The 20072-nt window shown below is 72.5% G+C and carries 16 protein-coding genes; 7 read left to right on the forward strand and 9 right to left on the reverse strand.

The genetic code is table 11. The features are described from left to right. Positions 1 to 44: 44 nt before the first annotated feature. Positions 45 to 1367 (reverse strand): ABC transporter substrate-binding protein, encoded by a 1323-nt coding sequence (locus tag ACRWND_RS06050; RefSeq protein WP_431946695.1) that lies wholly within the window; start codon positions 1365 to 1367, stop codon positions 45 to 47. 469 nt (positions 1368 to 1836) lie between these two features. Here ACRWND_RS06050 and ACRWND_RS06055 point away from each other — a divergent pair, with 469 nt between their 5' ends. Beyond that, complete coding sequence (locus tag ACRWND_RS06055; RefSeq protein WP_431946697.1) at positions 1837 to 2880, forward strand: LacI family DNA-binding transcriptional regulator; 1044 nt, start codon at positions 1837 to 1839, stop codon at positions 2878 to 2880. Between the two features lie 63 nt (positions 2881 to 2943). Then, positions 2944 to 3699: a DUF6193 family natural product biosynthesis protein gene (locus ACRWND_RS06060; RefSeq protein WP_431946699.1), complete on the forward strand. Its 756-nt coding sequence runs from the start codon at positions 2944 to 2946 to the stop codon at positions 3697 to 3699. A gap of 52 nt (positions 3700 to 3751) precedes the next feature. Here the strand turns inward: ACRWND_RS06060 and ACRWND_RS06065 are convergent, their stop codons facing one another. From ACRWND_RS06065 to ACRWND_RS06075, 3 genes are read right to left on the reverse strand one after another with little or no spacing between them, the layout of a single operon-like run. Then, a complete protein-coding gene (locus tag ACRWND_RS06065; RefSeq protein ID WP_431946701.1) occupies positions 3752 to 4600 on the reverse strand; it encodes an oxidoreductase in 849 nt (282 codons plus the stop codon). A 20-nt stretch (positions 4601 to 4620) separates the two neighbouring features. Next, the gene (locus ACRWND_RS06070) at positions 4621 to 5379 is read right to left on the reverse strand and encodes an SDR family oxidoreductase (protein ID WP_431946703.1); all 759 of its coding nucleotides are present in this window, start codon (positions 5377 to 5379) and stop codon (positions 4621 to 4623) included. Positions 5380 to 5410: 31 nt separating this feature from the next. Then, on the reverse strand, positions 5411 to 6130 hold the full coding sequence (locus ACRWND_RS06075; protein ID WP_431946705.1) for an SDR family oxidoreductase: 720 nt from the start codon (positions 6128 to 6130) through the stop codon (positions 5411 to 5413). A gap of 296 nt (positions 6131 to 6426) precedes the next feature. On the opposite strand from ACRWND_RS06075, the gene ACRWND_RS06080 reads away from it, so the two are divergent. Next, on the forward strand, positions 6427 to 7824 hold the full coding sequence (locus ACRWND_RS06080) for a D-alanyl-D-alanine carboxypeptidase family protein (protein ID WP_431946707.1): 1398 nt from the start codon (positions 6427 to 6429) through the stop codon (positions 7822 to 7824). A 102-nt stretch (positions 7825 to 7926) separates the two neighbouring features. On the opposite strand, the gene ACRWND_RS06085 is transcribed toward ACRWND_RS06080, so the two are convergent. The 3 genes from ACRWND_RS06085 to ACRWND_RS06095 form a co-directional block, all read right to left on the reverse strand. Further along, positions 7927 to 11718 carry a S8 family serine peptidase gene (locus ACRWND_RS06085; RefSeq protein ID WP_431946709.1) on the reverse strand — a complete coding sequence of 1264 codons (3792 nt, stop codon included), beginning with the start codon at positions 11716 to 11718 and terminating at the stop codon, positions 7927 to 7929. Positions 11719 to 12244: 526 nt separating this feature from the next. After that, positions 12245 to 13249 carry an NAD(P)H-dependent flavin oxidoreductase gene (locus ACRWND_RS06090; protein WP_431946711.1) on the reverse strand — a complete coding sequence of 335 codons (1005 nt, stop codon included), beginning with the start codon at positions 13247 to 13249 and terminating at the stop codon, positions 12245 to 12247. Positions 13250 to 13349: 100 nt separating this feature from the next. Next, positions 13350 to 14354, reverse strand: coding sequence for a cation diffusion facilitator family transporter (locus tag ACRWND_RS06095; RefSeq protein WP_431946713.1), 1005 nt, complete (start codon positions 14352 to 14354; stop codon positions 13350 to 13352). Positions 14355 to 14811: 457 nt separating this feature from the next. Here ACRWND_RS06095 and ACRWND_RS06100 point away from each other — a divergent pair, with 457 nt between their 5' ends. Then, positions 14812 to 15762, forward strand: coding sequence for an SDR family oxidoreductase (locus ACRWND_RS06100; protein ID WP_431946715.1), 951 nt, complete (start codon positions 14812 to 14814; stop codon positions 15760 to 15762). A 189-nt stretch (positions 15763 to 15951) separates the two neighbouring features. Here the strand turns inward: ACRWND_RS06100 and ACRWND_RS06105 are convergent, their stop codons facing one another. Both ACRWND_RS06105 and ACRWND_RS06110 read right to left on the reverse strand, forming a co-directional pair. Then, entirely contained in the window at positions 15952 to 16701 is a 750-nt protein-coding gene (locus tag ACRWND_RS06105) for a hypothetical protein (RefSeq protein ID WP_431946717.1), read from the reverse strand. A gap of 210 nt (positions 16702 to 16911) precedes the next feature. Further along, positions 16912 to 17997 carry a cation diffusion facilitator family transporter gene (locus tag ACRWND_RS06110; RefSeq protein ID WP_431946719.1) on the reverse strand — a complete coding sequence of 362 codons (1086 nt, stop codon included), beginning with the start codon at positions 17995 to 17997 and terminating at the stop codon, positions 16912 to 16914. Between the two features lie 73 nt (positions 17998 to 18070). Between ACRWND_RS06110 and ACRWND_RS06115 the strand changes: the two genes are divergently transcribed. From ACRWND_RS06115 to ACRWND_RS06125, 3 genes are all read left to right on the forward strand, one after another. Continuing rightward, positions 18071 to 18418 carry an ArsR/SmtB family transcription factor gene (locus ACRWND_RS06115; RefSeq protein ID WP_431946721.1) on the forward strand — a complete coding sequence of 116 codons (348 nt, stop codon included), beginning with the start codon at positions 18071 to 18073 and terminating at the stop codon, positions 18416 to 18418. A gap of 107 nt (positions 18419 to 18525) precedes the next feature. After that, the gene (locus ACRWND_RS06120; protein ID WP_431946723.1) at positions 18526 to 18831 is read left to right on the forward strand and encodes a hypothetical protein; all 306 of its coding nucleotides are present in this window, start codon (positions 18526 to 18528) and stop codon (positions 18829 to 18831) included. A gap of 104 nt (positions 18832 to 18935) precedes the next feature. Further along, a complete protein-coding gene (locus tag ACRWND_RS06125) occupies positions 18936 to 20036 on the forward strand; it encodes a PLP-dependent cysteine synthase family protein (RefSeq protein ID WP_431946725.1) in 1101 nt (366 codons plus the stop codon). Positions 20037 to 20072 lie beyond the last annotated feature (36 nt).

Consider the following 20072-nt stretch of genomic DNA (forward strand, 5'->3'; position numbering starts at 1 on the left):
GGCCGGTGCGGGCGGCAGTCAGTGCAGCCCGCACCGGTGGTGCGTCAGCCGATCGCCTTGTCGATCGTCTCCGTCGCAGCCTTCCACGCGTCAGCGGGCTTGGTGCCCCGCTGCTCCATGTTGTTGATCTGGTTCGAGATCGAGTCCTTGATCACGCCGTCCTTCGGGCCGAGCACGGCCTCGGGGATGCTCTGGGCCTCCTCGGCGTAGATCTGGCCGACCGGCGCGTTGTTGAAGTACTCGAGCTTCGCGTTCTTCACGTCGGGGAGCTCGTAGGCGCCCTTGTTGGACGGGAAGAGACCGGCAGCCTTGAAGAGCGCGGCCTGCTGCTCCGGGGCGGTCAGCCACTTGACGAGCTCGGTGGCCTCCTTGACGTGCTTGCCGGCCTTGGGGACCGCCAGGAAGGAGCCACCCCAGTTGGCCGCGGTCGAACCGGGCGCGCGGGAGATGTCCCACTTGCCCTTGTACGCGTCACCGGAGTTGTTGGAGATCTGGTTGGCCATCCACGCGGGGCACGCCACGCTGGCGACGGAGCCCTTGCGCAGCGCGGCCGTCCAGGCGTCGGTGAACTGCGGCAGGCCCTGGGACAGCTTCTTCTGCGCCGCCTCGGCGGCCAGGTCCCAGCCCTTCTTCACGGCGGGGCTGTCCTTGTAGACCGCCTTGCCGTCGGCGTCGTAGTACTGCTGGGCGTCCGAGCTGACGACCGCGTTGTACATGGCGCTCGCGGAGTCCATGAAGAAGGTGCCCTTGGGCGCCTTCGCCTTGTACTGCTCACCGAGCTTGAGGTAGTCCTGCCAGCCGCCCGCGACGGCCTTGGCGACGTCCTCGCGATCGCTCGGCAGGCCGGCCTGCTCGAAGAGGTCCTTGCGGTAGCACAGCGACATCGGACCGATGTCCGTGCCGGCGCCGATGACCGCACCGTCCTTCGTGGTGGCCTGCTTCTCCTTCCAGGACACCCAGTCGTTGACGTCGATCGACTTGCTCAGGTCGACGAACTTGTCGGCCTGGGTGTCGACGACCTCCTTGATGCGGCCGACCTCGAGGCCGGTCACGTCCCCCAGCCCGCTGCCCGTGTTCAGCTGCTGCAGAAGCTTCGGGTAGTAGTCCTGCTCGTTGGCAGTGACCTCTTCCTTCACCGTGATGTTCGGGTGGAGCTTGTGGTACTGCTCGAACAGGCCGGCCTCCTTGTAGCCGAACTGCCCGTAGTCCTGCACGGTGAGGGTGATGTTGCCGTCGGAGCCGGAAGCGTCCGAGTCGCCGCCGTCACTGCCGCATCCCGTGAGCAGTACTGCCGAGGCCGCCAGGACCGACGTGGTCAGGGCCGCCACTCTGCGGCCGCGACCGCCGCCGGTGCCAGTTATGCGCATTTCCACTACTCCTTGTTCCATTGGGGGAACGGACCTCAGGACTCGGGCCGCCAGCGGTCGACGGTCCCGACCTGCCCCTCCCGGGTCGAGCAGTGGCCAGCACGACAGCGTGGTGCGCGGTGCGTCAGCGCTGGTCACGCGGGTTCGATGCGCGATCGGAGGGAAAGGCCTTCGGTTCTTCGGGGTCGCGTGAGACGCCCCCGGCGAACCGTGGGACCGCTCCCACGCGGCATGCCGGAAGACTCCTTCGTGGCAGGCCAGATGTCAAGACTTGAAGGCGCGGTCGTTGCGTAAGCGTGTCCCACATGTCACGTCGATGTGTCCGACCTGTAGGTTGTCGGCCTAGGAAACCTGCAGGTCATCGGCAGGATGCCGGATCGGATCGGCCCCTTTGCCCACACCGGGGACAAGCCGCCGGATGCCTGGGGTCACAATGAAGCGGTCCATGCACCACGCCGGAAGGTGAAAGATGAGTCCTGCCTCCCAGCCGCCCGAGACCAGCCGCGCCCGGCGGCCGACCCTCGAGGCGGTGGCCGCTCGCGCCGGTGTGGGCCGTGGCACGGTCTCTCGGGTGATCAACGGTTCTCCCCAGGTGAGCGAACACGCGCGCGCGGCCGTCCAGCAGGCGATCGCGGAGCTCGGCTACATCCCCAACCGCACCGCGCGCTCCCTGGTGACCCGGCGCACCGACTCGGTCGCCCTGGTCGTTCCCGAGACGGAGACGCGGCTCTTTTCCGAGCCGTACTTCTCCGCCATCATCCGCGGCGTGACCTCGGGTCTCGCGGGCAGCGAGATGCAGTTGCTCCTGGTGCTCGTCCGCGACGAGAGCGAGCGGGCCCGGCTCGCGACGTATCTGACCGAACAGCGTGTGGACGGCGTGCTGATGGTGGCCGTCCACCGCGACGACACGCTCCCCGACCTGCTCGCGGAACTGGCCATCCCCACCGTGCTGGCCGGACGCCGCGGCCCCGCGGAGAGCTTGGGGCACGTGCAGGCCGACAACCAGGGCGGAGCCTGCGGGGCGGTCCGGCATCTGCTGGACGGCGGGAGGCGCACGATCGCCACCATCACCGGACCCCTGGACATGGACGTCGCCCAGGCCCGACTCGACGGCTACCGCGAGGCCCTGCGGACCGCCGGCATCGCGGTGGACGAGGAACTGATCGCCACCGGTGACTTCACCGAGGAGGGCGGACGGAAGGCCATGAGCGCGCTCCTGGCCCGACGACCCGGTCTCGACGCCGTCTTCGCTGCCTCCGATGTGACCGCCTCCGGCGCCGTGCTCGAACTGCGGGCCGCGGGACGGCGGATACCCGACGACGTCGCCGTCATCGGGTTCGACGATTCCATCGTGGCCCGGCACACCGATCCGCCTCTGACCAGCGTGCGCCAGCCGATCGAGGAGATGGGCCACACCATGGCGAGGCTGCTGCTGGACGAGATCGCCGAACGTGGCAAGGGCCGGCGGGAAGTCGTCCTGCCGACGCGTCTGGTGGTGCGGCAGTCGACCTGACCGGTGCCGGCTTCCCGCCCACGCGTCGCGCATGAGTGGGCGGTTGGGGCACAATCAGCGTTCGTGGCTCCGCAACGTGACCCAGCCGAGCTCTTTCCGGACATCGCGGAGCGGGGCGGCCTCGCCGCCGCCCTCCGGGCCGAGGCGGAGCAGGCCGGCCCCTCCCTGCCCGTGACGGCCTTGCCCGGTGACCCCGACCCCATGACCGGTGCCGCCGTCGCAAGCAGGCTGCCGCACCGGGCGCCGCTGCGGGTCACCGCGTCCACCTGGGAGCGGGAGTGGTGGATCCGCGGTACGGACACGGCGCAGGGGACGCCCCTCGTCGAAGGCTGTGCACGGGAGTTCGACCAGCTCATGAGGGCCGCACGGGCGTGGCACGAGGGGGCGTCGTTGAGCGACATCCGCCGGGCCGCGCCGTTCGTGCGCCTGACCGACCGGTTCGAGGTGCCGGACGGGGACCCCGTGCTGCTGGCCGAGTCCGAGTGGCGGGGTCTGCGCAACGAGGCGCGGACGGTGGTCGTGCCCGGGTACCGGCCGCTGGTCGAGGAGGCGTACGTCCAACCGGCCCTGCGGGCTCTCTATCCCTTCAGGATGGGCTGGACGCTGTGCTTCTCGACCACCACGCGCCCGGGCCTGAACCCGACCGGGCCACGGCTCTCATCGTATGACGGCGACGAGTACACGGTCAGCGCCGAGCTCGCCGGCGGCGGCGTCCTCGCCGTGACCGCCACCGCGCGGGAGGCGGTGGCGGCCGCCGTCCGTCATCTGCCGAGCGGACTCGGCCCGGTCACCTCCGGGGCGTCCGGCTCGTACTTCTGACGCACCGGCCACGGGCTCGGCCGGGACGGCGCCGACTGCGCCCGGCGGCCCGTCAGACCGCTGAGCTGACGTCGTCGTGGTCGGTGGACAGCGCGAGGGCCCGCCATGCGTCGGCCTCCTTCCGGAGCTGGGCGATCTTGCCGTCCATCGCGGCGGCGCAGTCGCTGCCGAGTTGCGCGCGCATCGGAGGGTGGGCGGAGTCGGCGAGCTCGATCATGGCTCGGGCGCCCTTGACCGGGTCGCCGGGCTGGTCGTGGTTGAGGCCGGGGACGGCGTCGCGCACCGCGCCGGCGGTGGCGGCGTAGTCGTCGATCACCCGGCCCTCGGTGTGCAGGCTGGAGGCGTCGAGGAAGTCGGTGCGGAAGTAGCCGGGTTCGACGATGACGACGTGGATGCCCAGCGGGGCCAGTTCGTCGTGCAGGGCTTCGGAGAGCCCCTCCACCGCGAACTTCGTCGAGCAGTAGACGCCGAAGCCGGGCGCGCCCCGGAAACCCCCGATGGAACTGAGATTGAGGATGCGGCCCGACCTCTGCCGGCGCATGACCGGCAGGACGGCACGGGTGACGTTGACCAGGCCGAAGACGTTCGTCTCGTAGACCGACCGGAACGCCTCGTCGGAAATCTCCTCCACCGCGCCGAGCACACCGCGCCCCGCGTTGTTGACCAGGACGTCGATCCCGCCGAAGGCGTCCACGGCCGCGTCGACCGCCGCACGGGCCCGCGCCTGGTCGGTGACGTCCAGCGCGACGGCGAGCACCCGGTCGCCGTACCCGGCGAGCGCCTTCTCCACGCCACGGGGATCGCGTGCCGTCGCCACGACGCGGTCACCGCGTTCCAGCGCCTGGCGCGCGATCTCCAGACCGAATCCGCGGGCCGTTCCCGTGATGAACCATGTGATCATGACAGCCTCACTCCCGGGAGTCAGTGCGCGATGAGGTTCTGGCCGCCGTCGATGTCGTATGTCGCGCCGGTGAGCGCGTCGTTGACCATGATGTGGGTGGCGAGCGCGGCGACGTCGGCGGGGCCGACGAGCCGCCGGACGGGCAGGGCGGCGCGCAGCTCCTCGCGCCGGGCTTCGATCCGGTCGCCCAGGAGCGACGCCGACAGCGGGGTGTCGACGAAGCCGGCGGCGATGAGGTTGACGCGGATCGGAGCCAGCTCCAGGGCCAGGTTCGCGGTGAGCGCGGGAAGTGCGGCGGTGAGGGCGGACGCCACGGCCATGCCGATGCCGGGGCGCCGGCCGCCCGTGCCGCCGAGGAACAGCACCGTGCCGCCGGGGCGGACCCTGCCGGCACTGTGGAGCGCCACCCCCAGGGTCATGGCCAGGCGTTCGCCGAAGTGACGGCGGGCAGCCGCGAGGTCCATCCCGTCCAGCGGCATGTAGAAGGGGCTGCCGGCGGTGAGGAGCACATGGTCGACCGTGCCGGGCAGGCCCTCGAAGAACGCGCCGAGACGGTCGGTGTCCGTCGCGTCGAACGCCGCCGTGATCGATGGCCGCAGCTCGGCAGCCGCCTGCCGCAGCCGCTCGGGGTCGCGGCCGGCCAGCACGACCTCGCCACCGGCGGCCCGTACGCGGCGCGCTGTCTCGAATCCGATGCCCGCGCTGCCGCCGATCACCACGACGGTCTGGCCGCCGAGGTCATGGAGGTCAGGAGCGCCCTGCGCGTCGCCGCCCGTCATGGAATCTCCCGTCCCGGTCCGCCGCGGCGAGTCAGACCAACGCCTCACCGCCGTGCAACTGCGGGTACAGCGTTTCCAGATCACCGGACAGGGCACCGCGGACCTGCCGGGTGACGTCGTCGGCGAGCACCTCGTGGGCTCCGGCCGCCACCGCGTCGAGCGTGGCGCGCGCCACGGTGGCGGGATCCGACTTCGGGCCGGTCACGGCCGCGGCCATCTCCGTGGCGAGGTAGCTGACGTGCAGCGCCGTGACCTGCGTCCCCTGCTCGGCGAGGGCCACCCGCAGGGCATTGGTGATCGACCACTCGGCGGACTTCGCGGCGGCGTACCCGGCGCTGCGCGGAATGGCCAGCCAGGACAGCACGGAGAGCACATTGACGATCGCGCCGCCCCCGTTGCTCCCAAGGACGGGGGCGAAGGCCCTGCTCATGGCGAGGGTGCCGAGCACATGGGTCTCGAACTCCGTGCGGAACGCGTCCAGTTCGGCTGTCAGGATGTTCGCCCGGGTGGTGGAACCCGCGTTGTTGACGAGGAGGTTCACGTCCCCGGCCTGCTCGGCCGCGGCGAGGACCGACGCGTGGTCGGTGATGTCCACCGGGATCGGGACGGCATCGGGGACGGAGACCTTCGCGGGGTCGCGGGCTCCGGCGTAGACCTTGGCGGCCCCGGCGTCGAAGAGCGCCCGCACGAACTGCTCGCCGAGCCCGCGGTTGGCTCCGGTGACGAGGGCAACGGCCCCTTGGACCTTCATGGAGGCACCCTTCCGGCTGCGGTGTCGGGCCCCGGCACGCGCATCCGTCGCGGCGCCGCCGCAGGCCCGTCGTCGTCCTCCCTTCCCCGAACGTATATCGGCGGTGTGGCCGCCACCACCCGAGCCGACCCAGGGCCGACCCCTCCCCGCCGCTCAGCGGGGAGGGTGCCGTGTGCCGGGGGACCGGAAGGGGCCGGGCGGGTGGCGGGGCACTCATTCGGCGGCGCTCACGATGCCGCGGCCGCCGCGCCGCGGAGACTGGTCATCGGCAACGGAATGTCGTCGAGGAGGTCGGCGTGACGGGCGAGTCTCCCGGCGGGGCGGATCGGCAGGAGTCGACGGGGGCGACGCCCGAGTCGAACGAGGCGGACGGCGCGGGGGAGCCCGTAGCCCTCGCCGGGGGTCGCCGGACGCTGCTGGACGAGCTGACGAATCCTCCTCCGCCCCCGCCACCCCCGCCGCCCGCGGAGACGGCCGAGCGCACCCCCGGCATCCCGGTGTGGAGCTGGTTCCCGGTGCTCGTCCTGCTGCTGCTCGCCTTCTGCGGGGTCCAGGCTGTGCGCCCGCTGCCGGCGCCCACGCTGCGGCTGACGGCGGCGTCCTCCCACACCTTCGCCGGCGAGTGGCCGTCACTGCCGTGGCCCACCGAGGGCCAGGCGGTGCTGGAGGCCGAGGGCCTCGGCCGGATCGGGGCGTCCGGCGCGCAGCGGCCGGTGCCGATCGCGAGCGTCGCGAAGGTGATGACGGCGTACGTCATCCTGCGCGACCATCCGATCGAGGAGGGCGGCACGGGCGAGACGGTGGAGGTCGACCGCAAGGCCGAGGAGCAGTACGGCAGCGGACTCGCCGCGGGGGAGTCGGTCGTCAAGGTGACCGCGGGGCAGGAACTCAGCGAGTACGAGGCGCTGGCGGCCGTCATGCTGCCCTCGGCCAACAACGTCGCCCGCCTGCTGGCGCGCTGGGACGCGGGTTCCGAGGCCGCGTTCGTGGAGAAGATGAACGCCGCCGCCCGCGAACTCGGGATGGACGACACGACGTACACCGACCCGAGCGGTCTGGAGGCGACCACCGTCAGCACCGCGAGCGACCAGGTCAGGCTGGGGCACGCGGCGATGAGGATCCCGGTCTTCGCCGAACTCGCGGCCAAGACCCGCTACACGGATGTCAACGGCGACGTCCAGCGCAACGTCAACGGGCTGCTCGGCTCCGGCGAGGTCGTCGGCATCAAGACCGGCAGCAGCACCAAGGCGGGCGGCAACCTCCTGTTCGCGGCGGTCCGCGAGGTCGGCGGCACGGAGCAGCTCGTCGTCGGCGCGGTGCTCGGACAGCACAAGGCGCCCATCCTCGACACGGTGCTGAACCGCAGCGGCATCCTGCTCGAGTCCGGTCTCGGGGCGCTCCTCTCCCAGCCCGTCGTCAGGAAGGGCGAGGCCGTCGGCTATGTCGACGACGGTCTCGGCGGCCACACCGAGGTCGTGGCGACGCAGGACGTCCGGGCGATCGGCTGGAGCGGGCTGAAGGTCAGCGTCTCCTTGGACGCCCCCCGAGGCGGCCTCCCGCACGCGGCGCCGGCCGGCTCACCGGTCGGTGTCCTCACCGTCGGCGGCGACGGCAGCGCCGTCAGGGTCCCCGTCGCCCTGGGCGGCCACCTGTCGTCGCCGTCGTTCGGCGCGAAGCTGACGCGCCTGGGATGACGTTCCGCGTGGGCCGGTTTGCTCCTCTTCGCGGTGTCGACGCTCAGGGCCCCTGTGCGCTTGTCGCGCACAGGGGCCCCGGTTCATGGTGCGGCGCGGCGCCTACGTGAGGCCGAACGCCCTGACCAGCGTCTGGCTCACGCTGTTGCCCTTGGCGTCCCGCACAGTGGTGCGCAGGCTCACGTAGCGGGCCTTGGACGGCGCCCCGAGCTTCGCACTCCAGGCGCTGCCCTTGTGGCTGAGCGGCGTGCGGTGCCAGGTGGCACCGTCGTCGTAGGAGACGTCGACGGTGGTCGTGCGGATCGCCCCGGCGCCTGTGGCGCTGGGAAGATGTGAGGGAGTGACGGTGAGAGTCGCCTGCCGCGGTGCCTTGCCGGACAGGTCGGTGGGCACCGAGTAGCCGACCTGGATGAGCGGCAGGGTGGCGTAGTCGTCGTTCTCGTAGCCGGAGCGGAAACCCCACTCGGTACGGGTGCGGGTGGAGTAGGCCAGTTGCGGCATGTCCTGACGGCCTTCCACCACGAGCCGGTAAGGCGTCGGCTCCGGCGACACGTCCGGGACGTTGATGATGTGCTCGTTGTCCACTTCGTCCAGGAGCTGGTCACCCTGGTACAGCGAGGTCTTCGACGTACCACCGTCGCTGAAGAGCAGGCCGGCGTGGCCGCCGGCGTCCCCCCAGGGCGTGAGGATGGACGAGCTGAGGATGTTGCCGCTCCGGTAGGGCGCGGGGATTCCGCCGGTGTGGTCCAGCAGCCGCGGGTGGAGGACGGGCGAGAACCAGGTCTCCTTGAAGACGCTGCCCGGCTTGTAGGAGCGCGCGTCACCCCACAGGGCGAGTGAACCGGGATTGCCGAGTTGATTCGTGCTCGCGTTGTTGGTCCATTCGACGTTCGGACCTGCCGTGACCCACGAGGTCAGGGTGCCCTGGGCACGCACCCTGCTGTCGGCGCCGGTCAGAGTCCTGTGATCGAGGGACATGTCCTGCCGCATCTCCAGGGCCTGGACCTGCTGGGTGTGGCGGAACGATTCGTCGATGCGCGCGAGGGCGTTCGCACGCGGGTGGTAGGAGGGGTCCTGGGCGACGGCACCCTTGTGGTACCGGATCAGGTCGTACAGATACCGCGCATACGGGTGCGACACGAACTTGAGCGGTGCCTCGTGGAGGCGGATGCGGCTGAGCAGCCGCACGCTGTCGTCGGTGCCGAGCGACGCGACCGGCAGCGGCGGGGCGTCGCCCCGCTCGGCCCAGGCGTCCAGGGGCCCATAGCCGTCGTTGAGGATGAGCAGCGTACTGGCGCCGGCCTTCTTGGCGGCGGCGGCCTGGTCGGGCGCGGGCACCGAATCGCTGCGGCGGACCACTGCCGCCTTGCCGCGGAGCCGCTGCTTGCCGAAGTCCGCGGCCGAGCCGTCACCGGCGTAGACAGCCGGGTAGGTGAGCGTGCCCTCGGGCAGTATCGGCGACTGGCTCTGGATGACGAGACTGTCGTAGGACTGCGAACCGGACGACAGCGTCAGCGGAGGCTGGACCTGGCGCCAGCGGGTGGCAGCGGTGTAATGGCCCAGTGTCACCTTCGGGGTGGGTGCCAGCCAGAGGCTGTCGTAGAGCCACCACACGGGCTGGTAGGAGTCGGCATACGGCGCCAGGTCACCGTAGGAGCGGTACTGGTCCACGCGCAGGAAGCTGTTGGCGGTCCGCTGGGGGGTGGTGGCCTCCGCCTTGCGCAGGGTGGCGGCGTCGAAGACCACCGTGCGGTCGCGGTCGACGGTGATCTGGGGCGCGCTGAACACGGCCATGCCCCGGCTGTGGGTGCCGTCGACACCGGGCACATCGGCGTAGAGCCACGCCGCGTAGGTGCCGGGCAGAACGCCGTCGCTGACGCCGGCGGCCCCGTCGAGCGTGTGGATCCTGGGCACGACGTTCCGCGTGATGTCCTGGAGGATGAGGGTGCCCGACAGCGGCTTGCCTCGCCGGTCCTTGGCGCTGAAGGACAGCGTGTGCCGCGGGCCTTCCTTGTTCAGGCCGATCGGCGTGTGCGTGTACGCGGTGCCGTCCTGGCCCGTCGCGGTGAGCAGGGAGCTGTAGCCCGTCTCGTTCTCGGCCTTGTCGAGGTGACTGATCACCCCGACGGTGGCGGTGCCGTGCGCCGGGACGGTCAGCCGGGATGCCGTCAGCGTGAACAGGTCCTCCGGGAGCTGCTGGCCTTCCGACGAGGTTCCGCCGGTGATGGTCAGGTCCACGGTCACGGGAGCCGCGCCGGTGTTGGTGTAGGTGACGTCCTTGCGGACCGTCTGGCCCGCCGTGTACGGGTAGCGGGCATCGGCGAACACCGACGCGGGGGTGATGAGGGTGGCCTTCGCGGTGGCGGCGATGTCGAGCCGGCCGCTGCCCGCCTCATACGGGCTGTATCTCGAGGCCCCCTTGGCGGTGCTCACCAGCGCGTCCTTGAGCTGTTGCCCCGTCCAGTCCGGATGCTCGGCCGCGAGCAGAGCGGCGGCGCCCGCGACGTGCGGGGTGGCCATCGACGTACCGCTCATGGAGAGGTACGGGCCCTCGCCGCCTGCCATGTACTGCGAACGGGCGGCGAGCACGGCCACGCCGGGGGCGGACAGATCGGGCTTGAGGCCGTGGTCGCCCTGGCGCGGACCACGGCTGGAGAAGCCGGCCAGTTGGTCGGCCTGCTTGCCGGAACTCGCGACCGCCGCGACCGTCAGCGCCGCGTCCGCCACGCCCGGAGAGCCGAGGGTGTAGGCATCGGGGCCGGAGTTGCCCGCCGCGACGACGAAGAGCGCTCCGGTCTCCGCGCTCAGCCTGTTCACGGCCTGGCTCAGCGGGTCGGTGCCGTCACCGCCGTTGTCCACACCAAGGCTCATGTTGATGATCCTGGCGTGCTGGTCGCGGGCGGCCCACTCCATACCGGCCAGGATCCAGGAGTCCTGCCCCTTGCCGTCATTGCCCAGGACCTTGCCGATGTGCAGCGACGCCCCCGAGGCCACGCCCTTCTCGGTGCCGCCTGACGCGGCGCCGGTACCGGCGATGGTCGAGGCGACGTGGGTCCCGTGCCCGGCATGATCGGAAGTGTCCTCGCCGGGCACGAAGCTCTGCGTCACCGCGATCCGGTCCGCGAAGTCCGGGTGCGCGGCGTCGATTCCGGTGTCGAGTACGGCGACGTCCACGCCGCGCCCGGTGTTGCCGTTCCCCCAGACTTCGGGGGCGCCGATGTACGAGGTGGTGTCGGACAGGGAGACCTCGGCCTTGCCGTCCAGCCACACCTTGGCGATGCCGCCCGCCAGTGCCCCGTCGCGGCCGTCGGCCTGCGTCGACCTCCGGGCTCCCGGCGAGGTGCCGGTGAGGGAGGACCAGAAGCCGGCGGCGTCCGCGTGCCCCGCGGAGATCGCCGCTCCCTGGATGCTGTCGAGCGTCAGGGTCTTCCTCGCGCCGTCCGGGACCGTGGCGGTCCGGAAGCGGGCGGCGTCGTTGTACGTGACGAGCAGCGGAAGGCGGTCGCTGTGCGCGGCGTCGTAGCCGTCCTCGACCAGCTCGGTGACGTTGAACAGCTGCTCGTCCAGCGCCCCGGACGAGATGTAGGGCAACGCCTGGTCGGGGTACACATAGGTGTCGTCGCCGACCGACATGACGTGCACGCCACTGGCCCGGCCCTGCGGATCGACCACTGCCGTCGCCGTGCGGCCGTCCTCGGCCACCGTCACTTTGTCGCCCGTGATCAGCGTGACGGTACGTGAGGCGGCGGAGCGTCCGGAGGCGGACGCAGTGGAAGAGATCGTGGTGCCGGGCGACGAGGCAGGAGCGACGTCCGCCGCCGCCGGGCCGACGGCCGTCATCACCACCACGGCGGCCAGAGCGGCTGTCAGCCCGCGTCCGCGGGGCAAAGGCAACGACAAGGGAATCCTCCGGGTTCGGGGCGCTGAATAGTCGCCAAATTCAGGCACACCCGTGAATGGATGGCAACGAAGTTGCCGTAAAGTTACCGATCTTGGAGATTCCCAGAAAATGCGGGATGTCGTTTCACACAAATACCGGGCTTTTGGTCTTGACTTCGCCGGACGCGACCAGGACTGACGGGCCGTGAGGTCAGCCGCGTGCAGCGGGGCTACTTCCGCTGGGCGACTTCAGCGGTGACGAGGGCTGTGCTGTGCCGCGGCCGCCTCCCGCCCGCCGCTCGAGAACCCGGTGTACGGGAGTCACGTGCCCGCAGCCGAAGCGCGGAGCGCGACGAGGGGATACCTGCGGGTATCGTGCGCCGGCGAACCGCGCAGACTCGGACGTCCACTCCGGCGACGTGAATTGGAGGCGCGTTCGTGGCTGTTGGCGGCAGCGAGCGACCGGGCGGGCCGCACGCCATCTGTCGCCGTCGGCGCGGGAGTCTGCGACAGCGGGCACCGGACGCGGTGCGCGGGGCCGTCAGGCGGATTCCTTGCCGATGCCGCCGCATGCCGTGCCCAGGAGCAGAGCGGCCCCGTCGGCGAGTTCGCGGACCACGTCCAGGGCCGATTCGATCCGGGAGACCGCCCCGACGGCCTCGCCCGCGTACAGGGCCATCGCGTCCAGGTGCCCGGTCGTCGCCCGCAGCGGGCAGACCGGGCTGGATGCCGGAACGGGCACGGGCACGCCGCCCAGCACCGTCTCGCCCGCGACGCCGGTCGCCAGGGCGCGGGCACGCTCCACGCAGGACGACAGGACGCGATGCGGGGCGTCCGGCCATCCGGCCGAGAACTGCGTCGTCAGTTCCGTGTCGCCGGCGCCCGCCCTGACCAGGGCCTGCTTGTACTGCGGGTGTGCGTCGGACTCGTACGTGGCGACGAAGCGCGTGCCGACGCGGGCCGCGTGCGCCCCGGCTGCCAGCACCGCTGCCAGGGACCTCGCGGTGCCGATGCCGCCCGCCGCCACGACGGGCACGTCGACCGCGTCGAGCACGTCGCCGAGGAGGGGGAGCAGCGGCCGCACCCCGCGTACGTGACCGCCCGCCTCCCTTCCCTGGACGACGACGAAGTCGCACCCCGCGTCGGCGGCGGCCCGGGCCTCGTCGTCCGAGCCCACCTGCCACGCCGCCAGTGCCCCACCGCGTCGGGCACGCGCGACCAGGCGGGGGACCGGAGCGGCGTAGGAGAACTCGACGACCGGCATCCGCTCCGCGGCGACGTCGACGCATGCCTCGTCCTCGAGCAGCGGGAGGACGAAGTTGACCCCCACCGGGCGGGAGGTGCGCCGTCGGACGGCGTCGAGCAGACCGGCGAGCACGGGCGGGGAAGCCGTCGGGTAGCCGACCATCCCGAGCGCCCCCGCGGCGGACACCGCGTCGGCGAGGTCGAGCCCGCTGACCCAGCCCATGCCGGCCAGCTGGATCGGGACGTCGCAGCCGACGAGATCGGTGAACCGGGTGCGCAGGGGGATGGGTACGGTTGCCATGGGCTGATGCAAGCGCCCCCCTCGCGGTGCCGCCACCGCGACGCGTCGAGGTGGCGGAGCGTCACCCGGGCGGCCTCATGCGAGCCGTCACGCGGGCCGGTCAGTGGACGTGCGGTCCCTCGCGGTGGACGGGGCCGTGGGCGTCACCGCAGTGCCCCGTCATGCGGCTGCCCCGGCCGTCGCCCACGCTGAGGAGTTCGGCGGGCGCGTGGTCCACCTGCAAGGTGGTGTGCGTCAGGCCGTAGCCGGTGTCGAGGAGTCTTTCCAGGTCGAGGCGGACGGCGTGGCAGTCCCCGCCCTGCCGGACCAGGATGTGCGCGGACAGCGCGGGTTGTCCGGAGGTGATGGTCCAGATGTGCAGGTCGTGGACCTCGGTGACGGCTTCGTGCGCGGCGAGCCGGTCGCCGACCTCGTCCGGGTCGAGGCCGGCGGGCGCGGCCTCCAGGAAGATGCGGCCCGATTCCCGGACGAGTCCGTAGCCCGCCCTGACCATGAGGCCGACCACGACGAGCGTCGCGATGGCGTCGATGCGCGCGAAGCCGGTGAGCAGCACCACCAGGCCGGCGACGGCGGTGCCGATGAAGGCGTACAGGTCGTTCAGGACGTGCTGGAAGGCCCCTTCGACGTTGAGGGACGTGCGGTTGGCCCGTGAAAGGCACCAGGCCGCGGCCACATTGACGACGATTCCGGCCAGGGCGGTGACCAGGACCAGGCCGCCCTCGACGGCCGGGGGCGAGATGAGCCGCCGTACGGCCTCGTAGGCCAGCCACCCGCCCAGCAGCAGGAGGGTGATGCCGTTCGCCTGGGCGGAGAGGATCTCGGCGCGCTTGAGGCCGTAGGTGAAGCCGCCCCGCGCCGGGCGGGCGGCCAGGCGCATGGCGACGAGGGCCAGCACGATGGACGCGGCGTCGGTGAGCATGTGAGCGGCGTCGGAGAGCAGCGCCAGCGACCGGGCGATCACGCCGACGACGACCTCGATGGTCATGAACCCGGCTATCAGGCCCAGCGCGATGCCGAGCCAACGGCGGTCGGCGTCCTCGGACACACCGTGCTCGTGGCCGTCGGCACCGTGCTGATGAGTGTGGTCGTGGCCGTGGGCGCGCATGTGAAATTCCTCCACTTTCGCGGGTGCCGGAACGGAAGGAAAACACATCGGTGCGTTGCTCCGCAAAGGCTGTACCGGTGACCGTTGTCAACACCGATAACGCGCCGGTGAGCTGCGGAAACGCCATCGGCCGCAGTGAAGGGCGGAGCTCGCGGCGCCCGGGGGGCCGTGCCGCGCGGCAGGCATGCGGCTCAAGGCGCCGCACCGAGGGGCAGGGCTCGCCGCGGCCCATCGGGGAGCTGACGAGGCGGGCCCGCGCCACGGAGCGGGCCGTACGAGGCACCCGCGGTGTGCGCCGCGGAGCACACCCTCCAGCCGCTTCGTCCGCCGCGGGCCTCCGTTCGAGTGGCCGCCCGGCCGGCCGCCGACGCGGCACGCGCATCCGTGCCCGGATCCGGGCTTCACTCGAAGGTGCCGAAGCACGTATGTCCATGACCGAAACGGTGTGCCCGTGAGGATGACCGGTATCAGCGCAGGCCGCAGCGGGGCCGCGGCCCCGCTGGAGGGCAGGGTGGCCGTCGTCACCGGCGCGGCCCGCGGAGTGGGCGAGGCACTGGCCCGGCGCCTGTCGGTCCTCGGTATGCGAGTCGCCCTGCTGGGCCGGGAGGAGGCGACCCTGCGGAAGGCGGCGTCCTCGCTGCCCCGCCGGAACATCTGCGTCGAGGCGGACGTCACCGACCGCTCCGCGCTCGATGCCGCCGCCCGCCGGGTGGAGGCCGAACTCGGACCCGCCAGCGTGGTGGTGGCCAACGCGGGCATCGCCGCCGGCGGGCCCTTCGCCCGGACCGACGCCGAGCTGTGGCAACGGGTCGTCGATGTCAACCTGGTGGGAGCCGCGAACACGGCCCGGGCCTTTCTCCCCCAACTGACGTACACGCGAGGTTACTTCCTGCAGATCGCCTCGACCGCCGCCTTCTCCTCCGCTCCGCTGATGAGCGCCTACTGCGCCTCGAAGGCCGGCGCCGAGTCCTTCGCCCAGGCACTGCGCGGCGAGGTCGAGCCCGACGGCGTCACCGTCGGCATCGCCTACCTCCACTGGACCGGCACCGACATGATCAGCGGGCTCGACGACCACCCCGTCCTGCACGCCCTGCGGCGCAACCAGCCGTCGTTCGCCCGCCGTGTCCACCCGCCCGCCCAGGTCGCCGACCGGCTCGCCACCGGCATCGTCCGCCGCGCCCACCACGTCTACGCACCGTCCTGGCTGCGCTGGTGCCAGCCCCTGCGACCGCTGTTCCCCCCGGTGGTCTCCTGGATGGCGCGGCGCGAGCTGCGCGCCCGCTCCGCCGCCGAACTCGGCTCGCACACCGGCGTCATGGGGGCCGGAGGCCGCGCCGATTGGGACGCCTTCACATCCGCCGCCGGACCGGAGCGGCCGGACCGCCCCCCGCCCGGCGACGCCGGCTGATCCGGGGGCGGCTCGACGGCCTCCCTCCAGCCGCTTCCCCGACCTGGCGTCACCGACGGGCAGGAGGAGGGGCGGCAGCGTGGGCCGCGCGGCGTGCGGCCGGCAGCCGCGAGGTCGGGGGTGGGGCGGTGGCGGATGCGCGGCTGGGTACGCGGTGTCGCCCGGCCGCGGCGGCATCGTTCCGGCCCGTCAGCGGGGAGGACGTCGCCCGGTGAGCGCCTGCCACCGGTCGCGGGCGGCTTCGAGGCCCGAGAGCGCCGTGGCGCGTGCCGGGTCGCGGCGCTGCCGGGCCGTCACCGAGTCGAGGTGTTCGCGGGCGTCCCGGGCGGGACCCGTGTCGGCGAGGGCCGCCATCAGGTCGTCCTCCGCCTCCTTGACCGACGTGGCGAGCCGCGTGCGGAACGTCCGCTCCTTGGCCACCGCGTTCTCGACGCGGACGCTGAAGCGGCGCACGCCGTCCTCGCCGGGCCCACCGGGCGGGTAGGTCACCAGGTGCACCCCGTCCGGTCGCCTGAGGTAGAGGTGGTTGCCGGCCGGGCTGTGCTCGAACCGCACCTCCAAGTCGCCCAGCGGCAGCACTGTCGTCTCCGGCCCGGATATGACCAACACGTGCGTGTACAGGCTGACTCTGCCGAGCCTCGCGACGAACGCGCCCCTGCCCGGTCGGCGCAGCCTCGCCAGGTGCCGCTCGGCGTCGCCGACGCGGCGCCGGTGGCGGCGGTCCGCACCGGCCACCCGTGCCCGGGCCGCGGCCAGTTCGCGCCGAGCCCTGCGGCGGTGCGCGCGGACGGCCCGCCGGGCGCGTGCCAGAGCGTGCCGCTCGGGTTCATGACGGACGGAGAGCGCGAATGTCCAGCCGCCGGGGTATCGGTGGAGCCGCCTCCCCACTCCAGCGAGCGCGAGGATCACGACGGTCAGGGTCATCCCCACTATGCCCACGTGCCCACCTCACCCGGAGACAGCCGCCGAGGTGCTGGTCGTGCGCTCGGGGCGGAGGAACCAGTCGAAGGTGTCGAATCTTGTGCATATCGGAAGATATGCCCAGTCAAGTCCCCGTACACGCACGCTCACCGGCAGTGATTCCGGGCCGCCCGTCAGGCTCGATACCGGCTGACGCGCTGTCGGCGGCGGGGGAGTCGCTGTGCGGGCTCAGGCGGCCTGGTGGTGGGCCAGTTCGGCGTGCGGGTCGGCCATGCCCGGGGGTGGCGTGGGGTCGGCGTGCACCAGGGCGGCGGTCAGCCGGGGAACGGCGTGCAGCAGCGCGTGCTCGGCCGCGACGGCGACGTGGTGTGCCTGACGCACGGTGAGGTCACCGTCGACGACCACGGCGACCTCGGCGCGCAGCCGGTGCCCGATCCAGCGCAGGCGCAGTTCGGGCACCGTCCGGACCCCCGGCACCTGGCGCAGGGCGTGCTCCGCCGCGTCGACCAGCGCCGGGTCGACGGCATCCATGACGCGTCGGAAGACCTCCCGCGCGGCGTCCCGGAGCACCAGCAGGATCGCCGCGGTGATGGCGAGGCCGACGATCGGGTCCGCCAGGCGCCATCCCACCGCGGCGCCCCCGGCGCCGAGCAGCACGGCCAGCGAGGTGAAGCCGTCGGTGCGGGCGTGGAGGCCGTCGGCGACGAGCGCCGCCGAGCCGATCCTCCGCCCGACGCGGACGCGGTAGCGGGCCACCCATTCGTTGCCGAGGAAGCCGATCACGGCCGCGGCGGCCACGGCGGGCAGGTAGGCGACGTCCCTGGGGTGCAGAAGCCGGTCCAGGGCGGTCCAGGCGGCGAAGCCTGCCGACGCGGTGATGGTCAGGACGATGGCGAGCCCGGCGAGGTCCTCGGCCCGGCCGTAGCCGTAGGTGAAGCGCCGCGTGGCGGCGCGCCGCCCGATGACGAAGGCGACGCCGAGGGGCAGCGCGGTGAGGGCGTCGGCGGCGTTGTGCGCGGTGTCGCCGAGGAGGGCGACCGAGCCGGACAGGACGACGACCACCGCCTGGGCCACGGCGGTGGCGCCGAGGACGGCGAGCGAGATCCACAGGGCCCGCATGCCCTCGGCGGAGGACTCCAGGGCCCGGTCCACCTTGTCGGCGGAGTCGTGTGAGTGGGGGTGCGGCAGGTGCGCCGGCCGGCGGCGCAGGCTGGGCCGGCCCCGTCGGCCGCCGTGGCCGTGGGCGTGGCCGAGGTTCCGCGCGTGCGCGTGGTCCCGGACGGGTTCGTGGTCGTGTGAGTGCCGGCCGTTCATGGGGAGCCGCCTTCCGGGGGCCGGGGTGGACATGGTTCGAGCCTTCCCCGATTATGTGCGTATGAACGCACGCATGCACCTATCACCTGCGCATGGTGCGCATCCGCGAGAGACGGGCGTCGACCACTACGCCCGCGGTGCGGAGATCCTCGGTCTGCTCGCGGACCGCACCCGCCTCGCCGTGCTGCACACGCTGACCGAGGGGGAGGCCGACGTCTCCTCGCTGACCGCGCGGGTGGGCGCGGCGCGTCCCGCCGTCAGCCAGCACCTGGCCAAGCTCCGGATCGCGGGCCTGGTCTCCGCCCGTAAGGAGGGCCGCCGGGTCGTGTACACACTCTCCGACGGCCATCTGCGTCGGCTCATCGACGAAGTGCTCAACCTGGCGGACCACCGTCTGAGCGGCACACCGCAGCACGCCTGAGACCGGTCCTCGGCACTTGATGGCGTAAGGTGCGCCCTGTGCGAGGCCGCCACCGCGGAACATGTCCACCGTTCCTCGTCGCGCTACTGGCCGCATTCTGCTTCGCCGTGGCCGGCTGGCCCGCGCACGTCCACCACGGGCCCCGCGCACACGTCCATCTGACGGACGTGAAGGAGAAACCCCACCCCGCCGCTCCCCACCACCCCGGCGAGGACTGCACCCCGGGCTCCTTCGAGCTGCCGGGGTCGCGCACCGGGCCACGCGAGAACGGAACGGGGCCCACGCAGATCGGAGCCTGCGCAGCGACGCCCGGGCGGCTGCCCGCCGCGCACAACACGCCGGGGAGCGGCCCGGCCCCCGGCGCCCGCATAGCGACCGCGGCGCCGTCCGTCCTCAGCGTCTGGCGTATCTAGAGCGTGTCCGCCCGGACCGGCTGACGGTCCCTCACCCCGCCCGTCCCGTCGGACGGCGGGTGAGCCGCGCACGGCATCCCTCATGACACCAGAAGGCGGACATTATGTACGAGCCCACCACCGGCCGCGACCTCGCCTCCGCGGTCGGCGACACCCCCCTGCTGTGGATCTCCGACCCCCTGACCCCGCCCGGCCGCGGCTTCTGGGCGAAACTCGAGGGCGCCAACCCCGGCGGCCTCGAGGACCGCGCCGCCGTCCACATGGTCGGCCGCGCGCGCGACCGCGGCGACCTCCTCCCCGGCGCCACCATCGTGGCGTCCACCAGCGGCGCCTTCGGCCTGGGACTCGTACTCGCCGGACGGGTTCACGGCCACCCCGTGACGCTTGTGACCGACCCGGACCTGGAGCCGGACATGAAGCGCCTGCTGCGCTCCCGGGGCGCCCGTCTCCACATCGTCCGCGACGACCACCCCTACGAGGGCTGGCAGGAGGCCTGCCGCCGGCGCGTGAGGGAACTCCTCGAGCAGGATCCGGACGCGTGGTGCCCCGACCCGTACGACAACCCCGACAACGCGGACGCCTACGCACCCCTGGCCGCGGAGCTGAGCGAGCGGCTGGGCCGGGTGGACGTCCTGGTCGCCGCCGTCGGCACGGGCGGGCACTCGGCGGGCGTCAGCCGGGCACTGCGCGCCGCCAACCCCGCTCTGCACGTCATCGGTGTGGACTCCGTCGGCTCGGTCACCTTCGGCCAGCCCGTCAGGCCCCGCCTCGCACGGGGCATCGGCAGCAGCATCCACTCCCGCAACGTGGCGTACGAGGAGTTCGCCGAGGTGCACTGGGTCGCCCCGGCCGAAGCCGTCCACACCTGCCGCGCCCTGGCGCGCTCCCACTACGCGTCGGGCGGCTGGAGCGTCGGCGCCGTCGCCCTCGTCGCCGGCTGGGCCGCCCGCACCCACCCCTCCGGGGCGCGCATCGTGGCCGTCTTCCCCGAGGGCCCGCACCGCTATCTCTCCACGATCTACGACGACGACTACTGCCGGGACCGCGGGCTGCTCGGCGCCGCCCCCGCCACGCATCCCACGGAGATCGCCTCGCCCACCGACGCCGAGGCCACCTCCTGGAGCCGCTGCCGCACCGTGATCAACCCCGTGGCGTCCCTCGTCGCCCCGCCGGCGTACTCCGCGCAGGCGCCCGAGGCCGTGTGACCGGAGAGCTGCCGCGGACGCGGCCGGGTCCGCCGT

Origin of the sequence: Actinacidiphila sp. bgisy167 (assembly GCF_965342175.1) — a bacterium.
Taxonomy (GTDB): Bacteria; Actinomycetota; Actinomycetes; order Streptomycetales; family Streptomycetaceae; genus Actinacidiphila.

What these genes read in the sequence shown, in the direction of transcription:
- ACRWND_RS06100 (WP_431946715.1), top strand. Translation starts at nt 14,812, where the DNA reads ATGACCGGTATCAGCGCAGGCCGCAGCGGGGCCGCGGCCCCGCTGGAG.
- ACRWND_RS06055 (WP_431946697.1), top strand. Translation starts at nt 1,837, where the DNA reads ATGAGTCCTGCCTCCCAGCCGCCCGAGACCAGCCGCGCCCGGCGGCCG.
- ACRWND_RS06070 (WP_431946703.1), bottom strand. Translation starts at nt 5,379, where the DNA reads ATGACGGGCGGCGACGCGCAGGGCGCTCCTGACCTCCATGACCTCGGC.
- ACRWND_RS06095 (WP_431946713.1), bottom strand. Translation starts at nt 14,354, where the DNA reads ATGCGCGCCCACGGCCACGACCACACTCATCAGCACGGTGCCGACGGC.
- ACRWND_RS06075 (WP_431946705.1), bottom strand. Translation starts at nt 6,130, where the DNA reads ATGAAGGTCCAAGGGGCCGTTGCCCTCGTCACCGGAGCCAACCGCGGG.
- ACRWND_RS06050 (WP_431946695.1), bottom strand. Translation starts at nt 1,367, where the DNA reads ATGCGCATAACTGGCACCGGCGGCGGTCGCGGCCGCAGAGTGGCGGCC.
- ACRWND_RS06110 (WP_431946719.1), bottom strand. Translation starts at nt 17,997, where the DNA reads ATGAACGGCCGGCACTCACACGACCACGAACCCGTCCGGGACCACGCG.
- ACRWND_RS06125 (WP_431946725.1), top strand. Translation starts at nt 18,936, where the DNA reads ATGTACGAGCCCACCACCGGCCGCGACCTCGCCTCCGCGGTCGGCGAC.
- ACRWND_RS06065 (WP_431946701.1), bottom strand. Translation starts at nt 4,600, where the DNA reads ATGATCACATGGTTCATCACGGGAACGGCCCGCGGATTCGGTCTGGAG.
- ACRWND_RS06115 (WP_431946721.1), top strand. Translation starts at nt 18,071, where the DNA reads ATGCACCTATCACCTGCGCATGGTGCGCATCCGCGAGAGACGGGCGTC.
- ACRWND_RS06090 (WP_431946711.1), bottom strand. Translation starts at nt 13,249, where the DNA reads ATGGCAACCGTACCCATCCCCCTGCGCACCCGGTTCACCGATCTCGTC.